12 protein-coding genes are annotated in these 18,200 nt (G+C 73.2%); 1 reads left to right on the top strand and 11 read right to left on the bottom strand.

What is annotated here, in order from left to right:
- Positions 1–11: 11 nt before the first annotated feature.
- The 3 genes from ACF059_RS08505 to ACF059_RS08495 form a co-directional block, all read right to left on the bottom strand.
- Positions 12–1,604, bottom strand: a complete 1,593-nt coding sequence (locus ACF059_RS08505) for a cation acetate symporter (protein ID WP_392053329.1) — start codon at positions 1,602–1,604, stop codon at positions 12–14.
- Positions 1,601–2,086, bottom strand: coding sequence for a DUF485 domain-containing protein (locus ACF059_RS08500; protein WP_392053327.1), 486 nt, complete (start codon positions 2,084–2,086; stop codon positions 1,601–1,603). Before ACF059_RS08500 ends, ACF059_RS08505 begins: the two co-directional genes overlap by 4 nt.
- Positions 2,087–2,273: 187 nt before the next feature.
- A complete protein-coding gene (locus ACF059_RS08495; protein ID WP_360892456.1) occupies positions 2,274–4,394 on the bottom strand; it encodes a DNA topoisomerase IV subunit B in 2,121 nt (706 codons plus the stop codon).
- A 448-nt stretch (positions 4,395–4,842) separates the two neighbouring features.
- Between ACF059_RS08495 and ACF059_RS08490 the strand changes: the two genes are divergently transcribed.
- The gene (locus ACF059_RS08490) at positions 4,843–5,076 is read left to right on the top strand and encodes a hypothetical protein (RefSeq protein ID WP_030028922.1); all 234 of its coding nucleotides are present in this window, start codon (positions 4,843–4,845) and stop codon (positions 5,074–5,076) included.
- A 110-nt stretch (positions 5,077–5,186) separates the two neighbouring features.
- Here ACF059_RS08490 and ACF059_RS08485 read toward each other — a convergent pair whose 3' ends face one another.
- From ACF059_RS08485 to ACF059_RS08450, 8 genes are all read right to left on the bottom strand, one after another.
- Positions 5,187–6,113, bottom strand: coding sequence for a serine protease (locus ACF059_RS08485; RefSeq protein WP_392053324.1), 927 nt, complete (start codon positions 6,111–6,113; stop codon positions 5,187–5,189).
- 106 nt (positions 6,114–6,219) lie between these two features.
- A complete protein-coding gene (locus tag ACF059_RS08480; RefSeq protein WP_392053321.1) occupies positions 6,220–7,815 on the bottom strand; it encodes an RNA polymerase sigma factor in 1,596 nt (531 codons plus the stop codon).
- 365 nt (positions 7,816–8,180) lie between these two features.
- The gene (locus tag ACF059_RS08475; protein ID WP_361943090.1) at positions 8,181–9,068 is read right to left on the bottom strand and encodes a FadR/GntR family transcriptional regulator; all 888 of its coding nucleotides are present in this window, start codon (positions 9,066–9,068) and stop codon (positions 8,181–8,183) included.
- Positions 9,069–9,259: 191 nt separating this feature from the next.
- The gene (locus ACF059_RS08470; protein ID WP_392053318.1) at positions 9,260–11,038 is read right to left on the bottom strand and encodes an ATP-binding cassette domain-containing protein; all 1,779 of its coding nucleotides are present in this window, start codon (positions 11,036–11,038) and stop codon (positions 9,260–9,262) included.
- Between the two features lie 170 nt (positions 11,039–11,208).
- Positions 11,209–11,955 carry an NUDIX domain-containing protein gene (locus tag ACF059_RS08465; RefSeq protein WP_392053315.1) on the bottom strand — a complete coding sequence of 249 codons (747 nt, stop codon included), beginning with the start codon at positions 11,953–11,955 and terminating at the stop codon, positions 11,209–11,211.
- A 189-nt stretch (positions 11,956–12,144) separates the two neighbouring features.
- Positions 12,145–14,133 (bottom strand): glycogen debranching N-terminal domain-containing protein, encoded by a 1,989-nt coding sequence (locus ACF059_RS08460; protein ID WP_392053312.1) that lies wholly within the window; start codon positions 14,131–14,133, stop codon positions 12,145–12,147.
- Positions 14,134–14,288: 155 nt separating this feature from the next.
- Positions 14,289–15,554, bottom strand: coding sequence for a DUF4192 domain-containing protein (locus ACF059_RS08455; RefSeq protein WP_392053309.1), 1,266 nt, complete (start codon positions 15,552–15,554; stop codon positions 14,289–14,291).
- A gap of 125 nt (positions 15,555–15,679) precedes the next feature.
- Entirely contained in the window at positions 15,680–17,839 is a 2,160-nt protein-coding gene (locus ACF059_RS08450; protein ID WP_392053306.1) for a DEAD/DEAH box helicase, read from the bottom strand.
- Positions 17,840–18,200 lie beyond the last annotated feature (361 nt).

Below are 18,200 nucleotides of genomic sequence, written 5' to 3'. Positions count from 1 at the left end.
CCCCGAGCGGCTCAGACCGCTCCGGCGCCGGTCAGGGAGCGGACCTCCGTCTCGGCGTGCTTGGCCTCGTCCGGTTCCTCGCCCGAGGTGACCGTGCCCAGCCAGCCGGCCAGGAAGCCCAGCGGGATGGAGACGATCCCCGGGTTCTGGAGGGGGAAGAGCTGGAAGTCCACGCCGGGGAAGAGGGATTCCGCGCTGCCCGACACCACCGGCGAGACCAGCACCAGCAGCACCGCCGGTACCAGGCCGCCGTACACCGACCAGACGGCTCCCCGCGTGGTGAAGCCGCGCCAGAAGAGCGAGTACAGCAGCACGGGCAGGTTGGCCGAGGCCGCCACGGCGAACGCCAGCCCCACCAGGAACGCCACGTTGAGGTTCTGGGCGAGCAGTCCGAGGGCGATCGCCACCGCGCCGATCCCGACGGCCGCGGCCCGGGCCACCGCGACCTCGCTGCGCTGCCTGGCGTGGCGGCGCTTGAGGGAGGCGTACAGGTCGTGGGCCACGGAGGCCGACGAGGCCAGGGTGATGCCGGCCACGACGGCCAGGATGGTCGCGAAGGCGATGGCGGCGACGAAGGCAAACAGCACCGCCCCGCCGGTGGTTCCGGCGCCCCCGCCGAGGAAGGCCGCGAGCAGCGGAACGGCCGTGTTCCCGGAGGCGTTGGACGCCCGCACCTCGTCCGGGCCCACCAGCGCGGCCGCCCCGAAGCCCAGCACGATGGTCATCAGGTAGAAGCCGCCGATGAGGCCGATCGCCCACACCACCGAGCGGCGCGCCGCCCGCGCGGTGGGCACGGTGTAGAAGCGCGACAGGATGTGCGGGAGTCCGGCGGTCCCGAGGACCAGCGCGAGGCCCAGGCTCATGAAGTCGACGCGGGCGGTCCAGTCCCCGCCGTACTTGAGGCCGGGGGCCAGGAACCGGTTCCCGTGCCCGCTGCGCTCGGCGGCGCCGGCGAGCAGCTCGCCGGCGTCGCCGTGGAAGCGCAGGAGCACGAGCCCGGTCAGGGTGATCGCCCCGCCCATCAGCAGGACGGCCTTGACGATCTGGATCCAGGTGGTGGCCCGCATCCCGCCGAAGGACACGTAGACGACCATCAGGGCGCCGACGCCGACCACGGCGAGGGTCCGCGCCAGGGCGTTGGAATTGCCCAGCAGCAGGCCGACCAGGCTGCCCGCGCCGACCATCTGCGCGACGAGGTAGAGGACGGAGACGACGACCGAGGAGGTGCCGGCCGCGATCCGCACCGGCCGCTCGCTCATCCGGGCGGCGACCACGTCGGCGAGGGTGAACCGGCCGCAGTTGCGGACCAGTTCGGCGACCAGGAACAGCACGACCAGCCAGGCGACGAGGAAGCCGACCGAGTAGAGCATGCCGTCGTAGCCGAAGAGGGCGATCAGACCGGAGATGCCGAGGAAGGAGGCGGCGGACATGTAGTCGCCCGCGATGGCGAAGCCGTTCTCCATGGGCGAGAACAGTCTGCCGCCCGCGTAGAACTCCTCCGCCGACCCGTGCCGGTTGCGGCTGACCCAGGTGGTGATGCCCAGCGTCACCGCGATGAAGGCGCTGAACAGGATCAGCGCGAGGGTCTGGTGTTCGGTGGTCACCGGCCGGCTCCCCTCGCCCGGGTACGCTCCTGGTCGCGCTCCTGCTCGAAGACGGTCCAGCGCAGGTCGAGCGCGGCCCGGTCCCGGCGCAGCCGCGCGTGCCGGGCATAGGCCCAGGTCAGCAGGAAGGTACTGAGGAACTGGCCGAGCCCCGCCAGCATGGCCACGTTGACCGCCCCGGCGACGGGCCGGGCCATCAGGCCGGGCGCGGTGGTCGCGGCGAGCACGTAGGCGACGTACCAGAGGAAGAATCCGGCGGTCGCCGGGACCACGAACCTGCGGTAGCGGCTACGGACCTCCTGGAAGGCGGCGCTGCGCTGCACTTCGAGGTAGATGTCGGATGCGCCGGACGCGGGGCGGCCGCCGGGGGCCGGGGGCGGCGGGGACTGCTCCTCGCCCTCCCCCCAGCCGACGGCCAGCGCGTCGTACCAGGGATCGTCCAGCCGGATCGTTCCGGCATCACGACCTTCGTGCTTGTCCACCGAACTCTCCTTGTCCGCTGCCGCATTGGCCGCGTGCCCACAAGGATGTGCGGAATGACTGTTTCCGGACTGGTGGACCGGTGCGCTTCACTCCAACAGGTGAGGGAGCGGAGCGCACCGGTGTGCCCTGGCGGCGGCCGGGCGGCCGCCGAGGGCCGCCGGCCGTGCCCGCCGGCACCGCCCGGTGTCAGGCGTCGATGCGCGAGCGGTCCAAGGTCGCCGCGGAGCTCGTGATGAACTCCTTGCGCGGGGCCACCTCATTGCCCATGAGCAGGTCGAAGACCTGCTCGGCCGACTCCAGGTCGCCGATGTTGATCCGGCGCAGCGTACGGAAGCGGGGGTCCATGGTGGTCTCCGCCAGCTGGTCCGCGTCCATCTCGCCGAGGCCCTTGTAGCGCTGGATCGCGTCCTTGTACCGGATGTTCTTGCGCTGGTACTCCAACAGGGTCTGGCGCAGCTCGTTGTCCGAATACGTGTACACGTACTTGTCCTGGCCCTTCTTGGGCTGGACCAGCTCGATCCGGTGCAGCGGCGGTACGGCCGCGAAGACCCGGCCGGCCTCGACCATCGGCCGCATGTACCGCTGGAAGAGGGTGAGCAGCAGGCAGCGGATGTGCGCGCCGTCGACGTCGGCGTCGACGAGGAGCACGATCTTGCCGTACCGGGCGGCGTCGATGTCGAAGGTCCGGCCCGAGCCGGCTCCTATGACCTGGATGATCGCCCCGCACTCGGCGTTCTTGAGCATGTCCGAGATGGAGGACTTCTGGACGTTGAGGATCTTGCCGCGGATGGGCAGGAGCGCCTGGAACTCCGAATTGCGGGCGAGCTTCGCGGTGCCGAGGGCGGAGTCACCCTCGACGATGAAGAGCTCGCTGCGGTCCACGTCGTCGCTGCGGCAGTCGGCCAGCTTGGCGGGGAGCGAGGAGGTCTCCAGCGCAGTCTTGCGGCGCTGCGCCTCCTTGTGCTGACGGGCGGCGATCCTGGTCCGGGCGGCCGCGACGACCTTCTCCATCACGGCGCGGGCCTGCTGCTTGTCGTCGCGCTTGGTAGAGGTCAGGAAGGCCTTGAGCTCCTTGGCGACCACGGCGGCGACGATCCGGTTGGCCGCGGAGGTGCCGAGGACCTCCTTGGTCTGACCCTCGAACTGCGGCTCCGCGAGGCGGACCGTGACGACGGCGGTCAGGCCCTCCATCGCGTCGTCCTTGACCACGTCGTCCTCGGCGACGCGCAGCAGCTTCGCCGAGCGCAGCGCCTCGTTCACGGTCTTGGTGATCGAGCGCTCGAAGCCGGAGACGTGGGTGCCGCCCTTGGGGGTGGCGATGATGTTCACGAAGGACTTGACGTTGGTCTCGTAGCCCGTGCCCCAGCGCAGGGCGATGTCCACGCCGAGCTCACGGGTGACCTCGGTGGGGGTCATGTGGCCGCGGTCGTCGAGGACCGGGACGGTCTCCTTGAAGGTGCCCGTGCCGGTCAGGCGCAGCACGTCGCAGACGGCCTTGTCCTGGGCGAGGTACTCGCAGAACTCGCTGATGCCGCCGTCGAAGCGGAAGAGCTCCTCCGTCTTGCCGGCCCCGTCGATGCCCCGCTCGTCGCGGACGACCAGGGTCAGCCCGGGGACGAGGAAGGCGGTCTGGCGGGCGCGCTGGTAGAGCGTCTCCAGATTGAGCCGGGCGTCCTTGAGGAAGATCTGGCGGTCCGCCCAGTAGCGGATGCGGGTGCCGGTGCGGCCCTTGGGGACCCGCTTGATCTTGCGCAGGCCGTTGGCGGGGTCGAAGGGGCTGTCGGGGCCCTGTTCGGTGAACATGCCGGGGGTGCCGCGGCGGAAGCTGATCGCGTGGGTGGAGCTGCCCCGGTCGACCTCGACATCGAGACGGGCGGAGAGGGCATTGACCACGGAGGCGCCGACGCCGTGCAGGCCGCCGGAGGCCGCGTAGGAGCCACCGCCGAACTTTCCGCCGGCGTGGAGCTTGGTCATGACGACCTCGACGCCGGACAGGCCGGTCTTGGGCTCGACGTCCACGGGGATGCCGCGGCCGTTGTCCCGGACCTCGACCGAGGCGTCCTCGTGGAGGATCACCTCGATGTGGTCGCAGTAGCCGCCCAGGGCCTCGTCGACGGAATTGTCGATGATCTCCCAGAGGCAGTGCATCAGGCCCCGGCTGTCGGTGGAGCCGATATACATGCCGGGGCGCTTGCGGACGGCCTCCAGCCCTTCGAGGACGAGCAGGTGCCGCGCGGTGTAGTTGGAACCGTCCCGGTCTGCTCCGGACAGCAGCGCGCTGGAAGGCACGGACGTGTCGGCGGTCACGCAGTTCGCTCCTCGCTGAATTTCTTTTCTGGCCCGCTGGGGCGCAGGGGTGGCTCGGCTGCCGCTCGAAGGGTACCGAGGCCAGGTAGAGCCCATGCAACGCCACCCTCGCGTGATCCTCAGCCTAGACCAGATCCGTACGGGTGTTCGATCCCCCGGAGGAGTGAAGGAAACATCACGTTCCCTTCCGCGCATGAACCATTTAGGGTTCGGGCACGTCCTCATGAACAACCTGGCACTCTCGCCGGGGAGGATGGAACTGCAACAAGCACACGGACTGACAACGCGAAACCGTAAAGCAACGCAATACGGCTCCTTCGCCGCCAACCGGCAACAGCCGGCCAGCTTCGGAAGGAAGTTTCGAGGAAAAGCCGCGAGCGGGAACGTTTTCGGCCTGGTTGGATGTTGACCCTGGTACGACAGCTCGTCGAGCTAGAGAAGAGGCGACGTGACTACTGTTCTGACACCCGCGACCCCGCTGACGGCCGCTGACCGATGCGACCGTTGCGGCGCCCAGGCATATCTGCGCGTCGTCCTGCTGAGCGGCGGTGAACTGCTCTTCTGCGCCCACCACGGACGCAAGTTCGAGCCGGAACTCAAGAAGATCGCCGCGGAAATACAGGATGAGACCGAGCGGCTCACGTCCGCTCCGGCTGCCCATGCCGAACCCGAGGACCGCTGACACAGGCCTGCACCTCGCATCCGACGAGCCAGGACCGGCCAGGCCGGTCGACGGGCGGCACCCCTGAGACCCAGGGGTGCCGCCCGTCCTCACATCCGCTGCATCCCGATCTATTCCGAGAGATGCCCCTCCAAGGGCCCTGTACCGGACCCGGAGGCCCTCGGGGCCTCCGATGCGGCCTCCTGAACCCCGCCCGAGCGCGCGTCCCTCTCCGGGGCCGTCACGAAGTCGGTCAGCGGGGCGATGCGCGTGTACACACCGGGGCTGTCGGCGCGCCCGCAGCCCCGCCCCCACGAGACCAGCCCGATGAGCCGCCCCTGGGCCACCAGCGGCCCTCCGCTGTCGCCCTGGCAGGCGTCCCTGCCGCCTGCGGCGTCCCCCGCGCACACCATGGAATCGGCCCGGTACTGTCCGTCGGAGTCCCCCGGGTAGGCGCGCGCGCAGACCTCGTCCGCCAGGAGCGTCACCCGCGCGGCGCGCAGGCCGTACGCGTAGTCGCCGAAGCCGCTGGTGTCGCCCCAGCCGTATACGGCCCCCTCGGTCCCCACCTCGTAGGCGGGGTGCCCCGTTTGCGCGAGGGGCAGCACGTAGTGGGCGGGCACGGGCTCGGCCAGCTCCAGTACGGCGAGGTCCCCGGCGTTGCTCTGCGGGTCGTACGCCGGGTTCACCCGGGCCCCGCGCACCGCGATCTCCTGGCCCTCGGTCGTATGCAGCTCCGTACGGCCTGCGATCACCCGGAAGTCGCTCACGGACTCGACCGGGCCGCCCAGCACCTCGCGGCCCAGGCAGTGCGCCGCGGTCAGGACCTTGGTCGGGGCGACGATCACGCCCCCGCAGAACTGCCCGGCCCGCGTACCCCCGAACCGGTCACGGCTGGCCAGTGCCACGACCCAGGGACTGTCGGCCACCTGGACCGGCTTCCCGCCGATCACCACGCTGTCCGCGGCCGCCTGCGGCACCTGGGCGAGCGGGGCCGCGGCCGCTCCCGCCGCCACGGTCAGCGCGCCCGCCAGGGCACGGGCAAAGGGACGACGCATGAGGCCTCCTGACTCCGAGTGTGCATGACTCCACCCAGAGTGGGATGCCCGGTGGCCGAGCGCACCCGCGCGGCCACCGGCGTGCGGCCCCCGGCCGCCCTCCCGGTCAGTCCAGGTAGTCGCGCAGCACCTGGGAGCGGGAGGGGTGGCGCAGCTTCGACATCGTCTTCGACTCGATCTGGCGGATCCGCTCGCGCGTGACCCCGTAGACCTTGCCGATCTCGTCGAGGGTCTTGGGCTGGCCGTCCGTGAGGCCGAAGCGCATGGAGACCACGCCGGCCTCGCGCTCGCTCAGAGTGTCGAGCACCGAGTGGAGCTGCTCCTGCAGGAGCGTGAAGCTCACGGCGTCGGCCGGGACGACGGCCTCGGAGTCCTCGATGAGGTCGCCGAACTCGCTGTCGCCGTCCTCGCCGAGCGGCGTGTGCAGGGAGATCGGCTCGCGGCCGTACTTCTGGACCTCGATGACCTTCTCGGGGGTCATGTCCAGTTCCTTGGCCAGCTCCTCCGGGGTGGGCTCGCGGCCCAGGTCCTGGAGCATCTGGCGCTGCACGCGGGCGAGCTTGTTGATGACCTCGACCATGTGCACCGGGATGCGGATCGTGCGGGCCTGGTCGGCCATCGCGCGGGTGATCGCCTGGCGGATCCACCACGTCGCGTACGTGGAGAACTTGTAGCCCTTGGTGTAGTCGAACTTCTCGACCGCGCGGATCAGGCCCAGGTTGCCCTCCTGGATCAGGTCCAGGAAGAGCATGCCGCGGCCGGTGTAGCGCTTGGCGAGGGAGACCACGAGGCGGAGGTTGGCCTCCAGCAGGTGGTTCTTCGCGCGGCGGCCGTCCTCGGCAATGATCTCCAGCTCGCGCTTGAGCTTGGGCGCCAGCTTGTCGGAGTTCGCCAGCTTGTCCTCGCCGAACAGACCCGCCTCGATGCGCTTGGCGAGCTCGACCTCCTGCTCCGCGTTGAGGAGGGGGACCTTGCCGATCTGCTTGAGGTAGTCCTTGACCGGGTCGGCCGTGGCTCCGGCCACCACGACCTGCTGGGCGGGGGCGTCGTCCTCGTCGTCGGAGATGACGAAGCCCTTGTTCTCGCCGCCCTCCTCCTCTTCGTCGGCCTCGGCCTTGACGGCGTCGGGACCCTCGTCGCGGGTCTCGTCGTCCCCTGCCTCGTCGGCGTCCTTCTTGGCGGCGGTCTTCTTGGCGGCGGTCTTCTTGGCAGCCGCCTTCTTGGCGGGCGCGGCCTTCTTGGCAGCGGTCTTCTTCGCCGCCGCCTTCTTGGCCGGGGGCTCGGTTCCGGGATCCTGCGCCAGGGCGTCCGGGGTCTGCGCGTCCGCCGTCTCGGCCGCCGGGGCCGCGGGGGCGGCCGGGGTGCTCGCTGCCGTCGTCTTCGCCGCCGTCTTCTTGGCGACGGGCTCGGTGGCCGTCCGCTTGGCCGGGCTCTTCGCTGCGACGCTCTTGCGGGGGGTGCGCTTGGGCGACTCCGCGGCACTGACCATCAGCGTCACACCCTCTTCCTCGAGGATCTGGTTGAGGCTGCGCAGAACATTCTTCCACTGGGTCGCAGGAATCTGGTCAGCCTCGAAGGCCCGACGCACGTCATCGCCGGCGATCTGCCCCTCGGCCTTGCCCCGCTCGATGAGCGCCATCACAGACTCGGAATCGGCGATCTCCGGCGGGAGCGTACGGGATGTGCTGGCCGACACGAACAACCTCTCGGAACGATGGAAACGGCTTCCGACCCCGGGCCTGGTGGTGCTGGACCGGAGCCGACGACCTCCGACCGGGGATGGGCCGGCGGCGCGGGCAGGGGCCGGGGAGCTGCACAGCATCCCCAAGGGCTGCTGTCTTCCCTCCGTCGGCCATCACCTCTTAGGTCATCGCGTGACCTCGCGTAGCGTTACGCCCAATCTTGGTGTCCCGAGTCACACCCCGTATGCACGAACGCCGCTCATAGGGTCATATGCGGGCGTCCGAGCCCTCCCCAGGGTCTGCTGGGGCCTCCATACGGGTGTCGCCGGACCCGACCGGGCCCGGCGACACGTCGTACACCCCCACTCCCCCGCGCATCCGACCGTCAGTGCTCGCGCGGGGCGGGAACCACGCGCTCGACCTCCGGATGAACGGTCAGGAGCTGACGCATCGCGTTCTCGGCGCCCACCGCGTCACCCGCGGCGATGGCCTCGACCATCCGCGCGTGGTGCGCGACGCAGGTCTCGCTCGGGCGGTCGCAGGCCGTGATCGGGCTGCCGGAGACCTGGAGGGCGGCGGAGACGATGCCGGAGAGGTGCTCCAGCATGCGGTTGCCGGCGACCTGGATGAGGAGCGCGTGGAACTCGTTGTCGGCGCGGGCGAAGGTGATCGAGTCGCCCTGACCGAGGGCGTGGCCCATGATCTCGACCATGTCGGCGAGGCGCTGCTGGATGTCCGGCCGGCCGTGGCCGGCGGCGAGGCGGGCGGCGAGGGGTTCGATGGTCCAGCGGAGCTCGCCGAGCTCGCGGCGCTGGTCGTCGCGCTGGGGGCCGAAGGCGCGCCACTCGATGATGTCGGGATCGAGCAGGTTCCAGTCGGCGACCGGGCGGACGCGGGTGCCGACGTTGGGGCGGGCGCTGACGAGGCCCTTGGCCTCCAGGACCCGCAGCGATTCGCGGACGACCGTACGGGAGACCTCGAAGCGCTGGCCGATCTCCTCGGGGACCAGCGGGCGGTCCGCTCCGAGGTCGCCGGAGACGATCATCTGGCCGAGCTGCTGGACGAGTTGGCCGTGCAGTCCGCGTCCGCGGCTGCCAGCCGCGCGGCGGCCGACGCGGCTCAACTCGACGTCGGCGCCGTCCCAGCGGGGCGCTCCGACGCGGTCGGACCCCGGGGTCTCCGCGTAGGGGTAGCGGTCGAGTTCGCCCGGGCCGGCGAGGCCGGAGTCGGCGTGGCGGGCGGCGGTCATCATGGTGTGCGCAAGGGTACTCACGAATCCTTTGTCGGCCGTGCCTCGATGACCCTTGAGGTCTTTGGTGAAAAGCACACGAAAGGGTGATCGGTGCCACCTACGCAATTGACGACTTATCGTAAAGAACCGGGCCTATTGCGGGGAGTTGCGGTCCGCTTCACGCGACACGGACCGCAACGGTCCCGTCCGGGACCACTCCCGCACCGGAACGATCACCAACGGACCCTGCTGCGCAGTCCGGTGAACCCATAGGCGCACAACAGGACCATCAGCGACAACACCAGTGCGGTGCCGACGGGTTGGGCCATCACCCGCAGCGCCCCCACGAGCAGACGGTCCGCCTCCGGCGGCCACTGCCCCCAGGTCAGGCCGCGCAGCCGGGCCGCGAGACCGGTCACCGGGTACGCGGACGAGCCCTCCAGCACCCGCCGCACCAGCGGAACCACCGCCACCGGTACGGCGAGCACGGCGGCCAGTCCCGCGGTGGCGGACCGGAAGACCCCGGAGGCCAGGACTCCGGCCCAGGCGCAGCCGATCAGCAGCCCGGCCCAGCTCACGGCGGGCGCCAGCCACTGCGCCGGGGTGCGCAGCGGACCGCTGTCGAAGACGAGGGCGAGCGCGGCGGCGTCGGACGCCACGACCAGGGCCCCCATCAGCAGGGCGAGGGCGGCGCAGACGACGAGCTTGGCGGTGAGCAGCCCCATCCGGCGGGGCACGGTGCCGCGGTCGGCGGCGAGCGCGGGGTAGCGGTACTCCTCGCCGAAGGCCAGGGCGCCGAGCAGTCCCGCGCCGAGGGCTGCGGGCGGCAGCGGCAGCAGCTGCGGCCAGGCGGCGAGCAGCCGGTTCTGCGGGGTCTGCCCCACCCGGGCCAGCACCAGGGCGGTGAGGACCGAGACGGCGACGACGAGGGCGGCGGTGAGGACGGGGGTGGCCGTGCCGAAGACCCGCAGCAGCTCGTAGCGCAGCGGCCTGAGCGGCCCGCCCACCCGGCGCACGGCGGAGGCCGGCTGCCGGGAGCGGGCGCGGCGGGCGCGGCTGCCGGAGGCCCCGGCGGAGGCCTCGCCGCGCTCCGGCGGGCCCCCGGCAGCGCGTGCCTGCGGGACGGGCGCGGACGGGGCGCCCGCGTCACCCGTCTCGTCGGCGAGCTGGTGGACCAGCACGCCGTGGCGGAACGCCGCCTCGCCGACCTCGGCGCAGTTGCTGCCGTACACCGACAGGCGGCTGCCGCTCTCCTCGACGATCTCCACCGAGCGCTGCGCCGCGCGGGCCTCGCGGCCCAGTACGTCGGCCAGCCGGGCCGCGTGCGGGGTGCGCACCGCGACCCGCGGCCGCAGTCTGGTCCGGGCGAACTCCGCGGCGTCCTGGTCGGCGACGAGCCGGCCCGCCTCGATGCTGATGACGCGGTCGGCGCTGCGGGCGGCCTCCTTGGCGTCGTCGGTGGTGAACAGCACCGCTCCGCCGAGGGAGGCGTGGCCGCGCAGGAGCCCGTGCAGCCAGGCCCGTTCGCGCGGGGACAGTCCGGCGCCGGGCTCGTCCAGGAGCAGGGTGCACGGATCGGCGAGCAGCGCGGAGGCGAGCGCGACCCGGCGTTCCATGCCGAGCGACAGCGAGCCGAGCCGCTGGTCCCGCAGGCCGCCGATGCCGACGACGTCCATCATCGTGTCGGCCCGGGAGGCCGGCACTCCGGCGGCGGCGCAGAGCATCCGCAGCTGGTTGCGGACGGTTCGCGACGGATTGCCGGGGACGTCGCCGAGGACCACGCCGACCTCACGGCCGGGGTGCGGGATCCGGTGCAGCGGGCGGCCGCGGAAGTAGGTGACGCCTCGGCCCGGTTCGAGTTCGAGCATGAGCCGCAGTGCGGTGGTCTTGCCCGATCCCGGCTCGCCGAGCAGGGCGGTCACGGTGCCCGGGCGGGCCTCGAAGGTGAGGTCGTCCACCACGGGCGGGGCGTCGGGACGGGGGTTGCTGGTGATTCCGATGGCCTGGAGCATCGCTTCTCTCGCGGGGGGTGAGACCGCTCTGCGGCAGGGTGAGTACCGCAAGCAAGATAACGCGATATGTCCGATTTTCGGCGCAACCGGTCCGACAGGAGACCGACCGCGCCGTCACGTCCGGCGGCGGGGGCGGGTCCGGGTGCGGCGCGGGCGCGCGTGGCGCGGTGTCAGACTTCCGGACGCAGCATCGGCGGATTGAGCAGGGTCGCCCCGCCCGCGCGGAACAGCTGGGCCGGACGCCCGCCCTGACGGGTCGTCGTCCCCCCGGCCGGCACCAGGAACCCGGGGGTGCCGGTGACCTTGCGGTGGAAGTTCCGCGGGTCCAGGGCCACTCCCCAGACGGCCTCGTAGACCCGGCGCAGCTCGCCGACGGTGAACTCGGGCGGGCAGAAGGCCGTGGCCAGTGAGGAGTACTCGATCTTCGAGCGGGCCCGCTCGACGCCATCGGCGAGGATCTGCGCGTGGTCGAAGGCGAGTCCCGCGGCGCCCTCGTCGGCGGCGGCCAGCAGCTCGTCGACGGGGGCCCAGCGCGCACTGTTGGCGTCTCCCCCGGCCCGCGGCGCCGGCAGGTCCGGAGCCAGCACCAGATGCGCCACGCTGACGACACGCATCCGCGGATCGCGCTGGGGATCGCCGTAGGTCGCCAGCTGTTCGAGGTGGGCCCCGGTGCCCGCGCCCGGCAGGGCGGGGTCGTGGGCGCACAGCCCGGTCTCCTCGGCGAGCTCCCTGGCGGCGGCCGCCGCCAGGTCCTCGTCCCCGCGGACGAATCCACCGGGCAGCGCCCAGCGGCCCTGGAACGGCTGCTCACCCCGTCTGACGACCAGCGCGCAGAGCGCGTGGCGCCGTACGGTGAGCGCGACCAGGTCGACGGTGACGGCAAAGGGCGGGAAGGCCGACGGGTCGTAGGGCGACATGCCGCGATCATAGTCGTCTGCCTGACGATAAACAGCGCTTTGGTGACCTTGAAGACACCGTTCCACGGCCTGGCACCCCCTCGCCGACCAGCATGTCCGGTCACGGCGCCAGGGGTCGCCCCGGTGATCGCGCCGGGCTCGCGGCGCCCGACACCGCGCCTCGGCCCGGCCTGATCCACAAGGCACCCGTCAGCCGCCCAGTTGGAGCGCATCCGCGGCCTCCTCCACCATGCCGAGGCCGAGCCGGCTGATCCGGACGGCGAAGGACTCTCCCGAGACGCGCAGCCCCGAGAGCCGCAGCGCGCCGAGGGGGGCGCCGGGGAGGGGGGCGAGGGCCACCGTGCCGGCGGGGGCGTCGGGGCGGATCCCGGCGAGGGCGGTCAGGGCGTGGACCCCGGCCACCGCTGCCACCGCGGCCGGGCGGCAGGCCGCCGGGTGCGGGATCGGGGCGCTGCCGGCGGTGCGCTGCTCGGCCGCGAACATCTCCGGCAGCCGGTACCCGAAGGCCTCCGCCGCGTCCAGCAGGCCCCGCAGCAGACCCGCGGCCTCCTTCTCGAATCCCGCCTGCGCGAGGCCCGCCACGGCCACCGCGCTCTCGTACGCCCGCACCGCGCCCGAGCGGTGGCCGTACGGGTTGTGTCCCGGCTCCTTGACGGCCATGCTCCGCAGCCCCCATCCGCAATCCATGGCGGGGGCTCCGAGCAGCCTCGCCAGCTGCTCGGTGCGGGCCCGGTCCAGGAGTCCCGGCGCGAGCCGGCCGCCTCCGAGCAGTCCCGTGTCGAGCAGGTGGGCGGCGGCGCCGGTCAACCGCGGCAGCGGCCGTCCGTCGGGGTGCAGGGCCGCGGCGGGACGGCCGCCGTCCGGGCCGTCGATCCAGAAGCGGGCCCGGAACCGCTCCCGCAGCGCGGCCGCCCGCTCCCGCCACTCGGCGGCGCCGGGCCGCCCGCAGGCGGCGAGGAGGTCCGCGCCGAGGACGGCGGCCCGGTGGGCGTGGGCCTGGGTCTCGCAGCGCCGCGGACCCGGGACGGGGTCGGCCAGGAAGCCGTCCTCGCCCCAAGCGCCCCGCAGCCAGTCGAGGCACCGCTCGGCGGCCGGGAGCAGAAGGGCCACCTCCTCTTCCGGCATCCCCCAGAGCCGGGCTTCGGCGAGCACCGCCGGGAAGGCCAGGGTCGCCTCGGTGCCGGTGCATCCCGGCGGGAGCTGCGGGCCCGCTCCGCGCAGCGGGCCGGGGATCTTCCCGGTGTCGGGCCCGCCCCCGCCGGTCTGGGTCCGGGCCAGGACGCGCAGGGTGGCCGCGGCGAGAGCGGTGCCGAGCGGCAGCGCCATCCTGGCCGCCCACAGCGACTCGGCCGGGGCCAGGCCCAGGCGCCAGGGCGCCCCCGCCGCCGCGAAGGAGTCGCCCGGCTGCTCCGGATCTCGCAGGAGCAGCGCGCCCAGGTCCTCGACACTGGTCCGGAACCACGCCTCGGCCCTCGGGTCGTCCCCCTCGGCCCGGGCGCCGGCCAGCGGGTTCGCCGCCTGCCCGGCGAAGGCACGCACCGGGCGGTCGTGGGTGGTGCGCAGCTCGATGGTGCGGGATTCGCCGGGGCCCAGTTCGAGCTGCCAGCGCAGCAGCCCGGCCGAGGCGAGCGCGTCGTCCGGCGGCGGATCGGCGGCGGTGACGGCCTGGGCCTCGCCGGTGCTCCAGCGCAGTCCGGCGGCGTGCACCCCGGCGGGCAGCTCCGGCCCGGCCCGGCCGGCGGCCACGGCGGCCAGTTCGGCCAGGTCGGTGCCGAGGAGGACCTCGACCGGGAGGCGTACCGGCCGGGACGTGAAACTGCGCAGGGTGATCCGCTCGGTGCCGTCTGCGTGGCGGACGCGTTCCACACCGATGTCGGGGTCGGGGCCGGGGTCCGCACCGGTGCGTACCGTCGCGGTGAAGGCGGCCCGGTCCGCGCCGAGGCTGCGTCCCTGGACGGAGACCGGGTCCCGGCCGCCGACGCGCAGCACGCAGCGCGACAGCAGCCGGCGCCCGGAGCGGTAGATCCCGTCGATCCCCCGCCCCGTCAACTGGCCGTGCTCCGGCGAGATGACCAGGCAGGGCGCGGCGACGCAGATGACGGCTCCGTGCACGGGCGGCAGTTCGGTCCTGCGGGCGTGGGGCACGCCGGGTGGGCGGGGAGGTGCGGGGTGAGACATGCGTCGCCTTGTCTGCGCTCCGGTCGGTTCAGCGGGGCGGCGGCGTGGCCGGGCACCCACCGCCCCCCAGCTGAACGCCTCCACCCCCGCCCGGGTCACGCCCGGGACGCCGCAGTGCGGCCGCCGCGGGGTGCGGTGCGTGAGCCGGCGGGCGTTCACTGCTCGCTCCCCGCGGTGCGGCGGGGCCCGCGGCGGGGCGCCGTCCGGGCCCGTCGGCCGGGCGGGCGGGTGCCGTCCGAGGAGCGCGCGCGCCGGGGCCGGCGGCGCGCCCGCTCCTCGCGCAGGCACTGCCGCAGCCCCTCGGGGTCGATCCCCTCGTTGCACGCGTGGTGGAGCAGCTGCGCGAAGCGGTAGTCGGCGTCCGCCCGCAGGGCCAGGCCCAGGGCGATCCGGGCGGTCGGCTCGTCCCCGGTGGACCAGGAGACCCAGCCGGCGAGGGTGAGGGGGGCCGCGGCGTGCTCGCCGTAGGCCCCGACACAGCGCCGGGCGAGGGCCCGCCAGAGCCGCAGGGCGGGGGCCGCCTCCTCGTCCTCCATCCACTCGGCCGCGATGTCCCGGATCTCGCGGTCCTGGAGGCCGAGGATCAGCGAGGCCGCCTCGTCGTGGCCGAGGAGGGCGTCGTCCCAGTCGTCGGCGAGGGGACCGCCTTCCACGGGCGGGGCCAGGGTCAGGCGCCTCAGCAGCGCCTGCGCCAGGGCGATGGTCTCGGCGCCGACCTCCTCGCGGGTGGCCCCGTCGAGGATCCTCGGCATCAGGGCGTTGGCGGCCCGGTCCAGGGCCCGTTCCGCCTCCTCGGCCACGGGCCCGCGCAGCGGCGCCAGCCTGTTCTCGATCTCCTTGAGGGAGCCCCGGACCTGGAGCCCGGCGAAGGTGGCCGCCGCGGCCATCACCGAGGTGCCGACGGCGGCCAGCCGGCTGCCCTCGGCCGGACAGCACCGCTCGTCGGGGCAGACGTAGGACCAGAACCGTCCCGCCGACAGGCACAGGGCCTCCAGTACGGGGACGTCCAGTGCGCCGCAGGCCAGCCGGATCCGCTGGGCGAGCGGCCGCAGGCGGGTCATCACCCGCTGACCGCTCTCCTCGCCGCGCGGCTCCTGGCAGAGGAAGACGACGATGCCGTCGGGCTTGCCCTCGCGTCGTTCGCTGCCTCGGATGAGGCAGTCGGCGACCTGCCGGGCGGTGTCCTCCCACTCGGCGGGGGTGGCGGGAATGCCGACGCGCAGGCGGCCGCCGAAGCGCCCGCCCTCGCCGTGCACCGCGACCATGACGAGGGAGTCGGTCGGGTGGAAGCCGAGCATGTAGGGCAGCGCGTCGGCCAGTTCGGCCGGGCTGCGCAGGGTGATCTGTGGGTCGGTGGCGGCCCCGGCCGGGCTGAGGGAAGGCCGGTCGGACGGGGTGCGTGAGGTGTGATCGTTCGTCATGAGACGACGGTCCCGCGGAGGTTCACATCCCGAAAGCCCTGTGGATAACCATTGACGCTTCAACATCCACAGGCCGAGAGGGCAGCAACGCGCTGTCAGGAGAACTGGGTTATATGAGAGACGGCCTAGCCGGCCTGGGCGAGGACCAGGGGCAGCACCCGGTCGGCTCCGGCCGCGCGGAGGAGGCGTGCGCCCACGGCCAGGGTCCATCCCGAGTCGGTGTAGTCGTCGACGAGCAGGACGGGACCGGGGGTGGCGGCCAGGGCGACGGCGAGCTCCTCGGGCACCGTGAAGGAAGCGGCCAGGGCCCGCAGCCGCTGCGCGGAGTTGCTGCGGTGCGGCGCGTGGTCGCCGGCCTGCTCGGTGTAGGCCAGGCTGCCCAGCAGCGGCAGCCTGCCGATCCGGGCCAGCCCCCCGGCCAGGGAGGCCACCAGCTGCGGGCGGCTGCGCGAGGGCATGGCGACGACTCCCACCGGGCGGGCCATCGCGTCGGGGCCGCCCGCGGACCAGCCGCCCGGCGAGCGTGCCCAGTCGGCCACGACCGTCACCACCGCGGCCAGGACGTCCTCCGGAACCGGGCCGTCCGCGGCCTGCTCCGACAGCAGCGGGCGCAGCCGGTTGCCCCAGCCGATGTCCGACAGCCTTCCCAGCGCGCGCCCGGCGGCCGCCTGCTGGCCCTCGGGGATGCGGCCCTTGAGGTCGATCCCCACCGCGGACATCCCCGTCGGCCACATCCGGCGCGGCTCGACCTCGACGCCCGGCCGGTCCAGCTCGCCCGCCGCGCCCGCGAGGGCGCCGGGCGAGACGGCGGGATCCAGCCAGGGCCCGGCGCAGGAGTCGCAGCGGCCGCACGGGGCCGCCTTCTCGTCGTCGAGCTGCCGCTGCAGGAACTCCATCCGGCACCCCGTGGTCGCCACGTAGTCCCGCATCGCCTGCTGCTCCGCCGCCCGCTGCCGGGCCACCCACGCGTACCGCTCGGCGTCGTACTCCCACGGCTGACCGGTGGCGGTCCAGCCGCCCTTGACGCGTTTGACCGCCCCGTCCACGTCCAGGACCTTCAGCATCGTCTCCAGGCGCGAGCGCCGCAGGTCCACCAACGGCTCCAGCGCGGGCAGCGACAGCGGACGCCCCGCCTGTTCCAGCACCGCCAGCGTGCGCCGCACCTGCTCCTCGGGCGGGAAGCCCACCGACGCGAAGTACGCCCAGATCGCCTCGTCCTCCCGCCCCGGCAGCAGCAGCACATCGGCGTGGTCCACGCCGCGCCCGGCTCGCCCCACCTGCTGGTAGTAGGCGATCGGGGAGGAGGGCGACCCCAGGTGCACCACGAAGCCGAGGTCGGGCTTGTCGAAGCCCATGCCCAGCGCGGAGGTCGCCACCAGCGCCTTCACCCGGTTCGCCAGCAGGTCCTCCTCCGCCCGCAACCGGTCGGCGTTCTCGGTCTTCCCGGTGTACGACGCCACCGGATAGCCGCGCTGGCGCAGGAACGCCGCGACCTCCTCGGCCGCCGCCACCGTCAGCGTGTAGATGATCCCCGAGCCGGGCAGGTCCCCGAGCCGTTCGCCCAGCCAGGCCAGCCGGTGCGCGGCGTCCGGCAGGACGAGCACGCCCAGCCGCAGGCTCTCCCGGTCCAGCGGGCCGCGCAGCACCAGCGCGCCCCCGCTCCCGGTCCCCAGCTGCTCGGCCACGTCCGCCGTGACCCGCGCGTTGGCCGTCGCGGTCGTGGCCAGGACCGGCACTCCGGGGGCGAGATCGGCGAGCATCGAGCGCAGCCGGCGGTAGTCCGGGCGGAAGTCGTGGCCCCAGTCGGAGATGCAGTGCGCCTCGTCGACCACCAGCAGGCCGGTCGTGGCCGCGAGCTTGGGCAGCACCTGCTCGCGGAAGTCCACCGAGTTGAGGCGCTCGGGGCTCACGAGGAGGACATCGGTCTCGCCGCGCTCGACCTCCCCGTAGATGGTGTCCCACTCCTCGGGGTTGGCGGAGTTGATCGTGCGCGCCTGGATACCGGCACGCGCCGCCGCGTCGACCTGGTTGCGCATCAGCGCCAGCAGCGGGGAGACGATCACCGTCGGGCCCGCGCCCCGCCGGCGCAGCAGCGCGGTCGCGACGAAGTACACCGCCGACTTTCCCCAGCCGGTGCGCTGCACCACCAGCGCGCGCCGGTGGTCCTCCACCAGGGCGGCCACCGCCTGCCACTGGTCCTCCCGCAACCGCGCCGAGCCCCGCGGGGCACCGACCAGCTCAGCGAGGATGGCATCGGCTTCGGCGCGGAGCTCCAGGTTGTCCATGCCCCCATGCAACCCGATGGCACGGACAATCGGCCAATTCACCCTGCGTGACGACCGCTGCCCTACGGTGCCCCAGCGGCCCGGCGGGCCCGGGGGACGGCGGGGACGGGAGGGGACGGCGGGAGAAGCAGGGCACGGCGGAGGACGGCTTCCACCCGGGACCGGCCGCGTGCGCGTCGTCACCGGCGTGGCGGGGCAAGGATATGAACGGCATACCGGCGAATTCCGGTCGGCGCCATCAATTGCTCGTTGCCGCACGCTCGCCTGCCACGCGAGAATTGGAGTGCTCCCGCTCGGCTCCTCGGCACTCTCCTGGGCCGCGCTGCGGCGCGCCCAACTCCAGCCGTGCCCGTCGACGGGC

This window comes from Streptomyces sp. NPDC016562 (assembly GCF_043076955.1).
In the GTDB taxonomy this organism is placed as follows: Bacteria; Actinomycetota; Actinomycetes; order Streptomycetales; family Streptomycetaceae; genus Streptomyces.
Note: the sequence above shows the minus strand (reverse complement) of the source record. Positions and strands in the feature narration are given on the sequence as shown.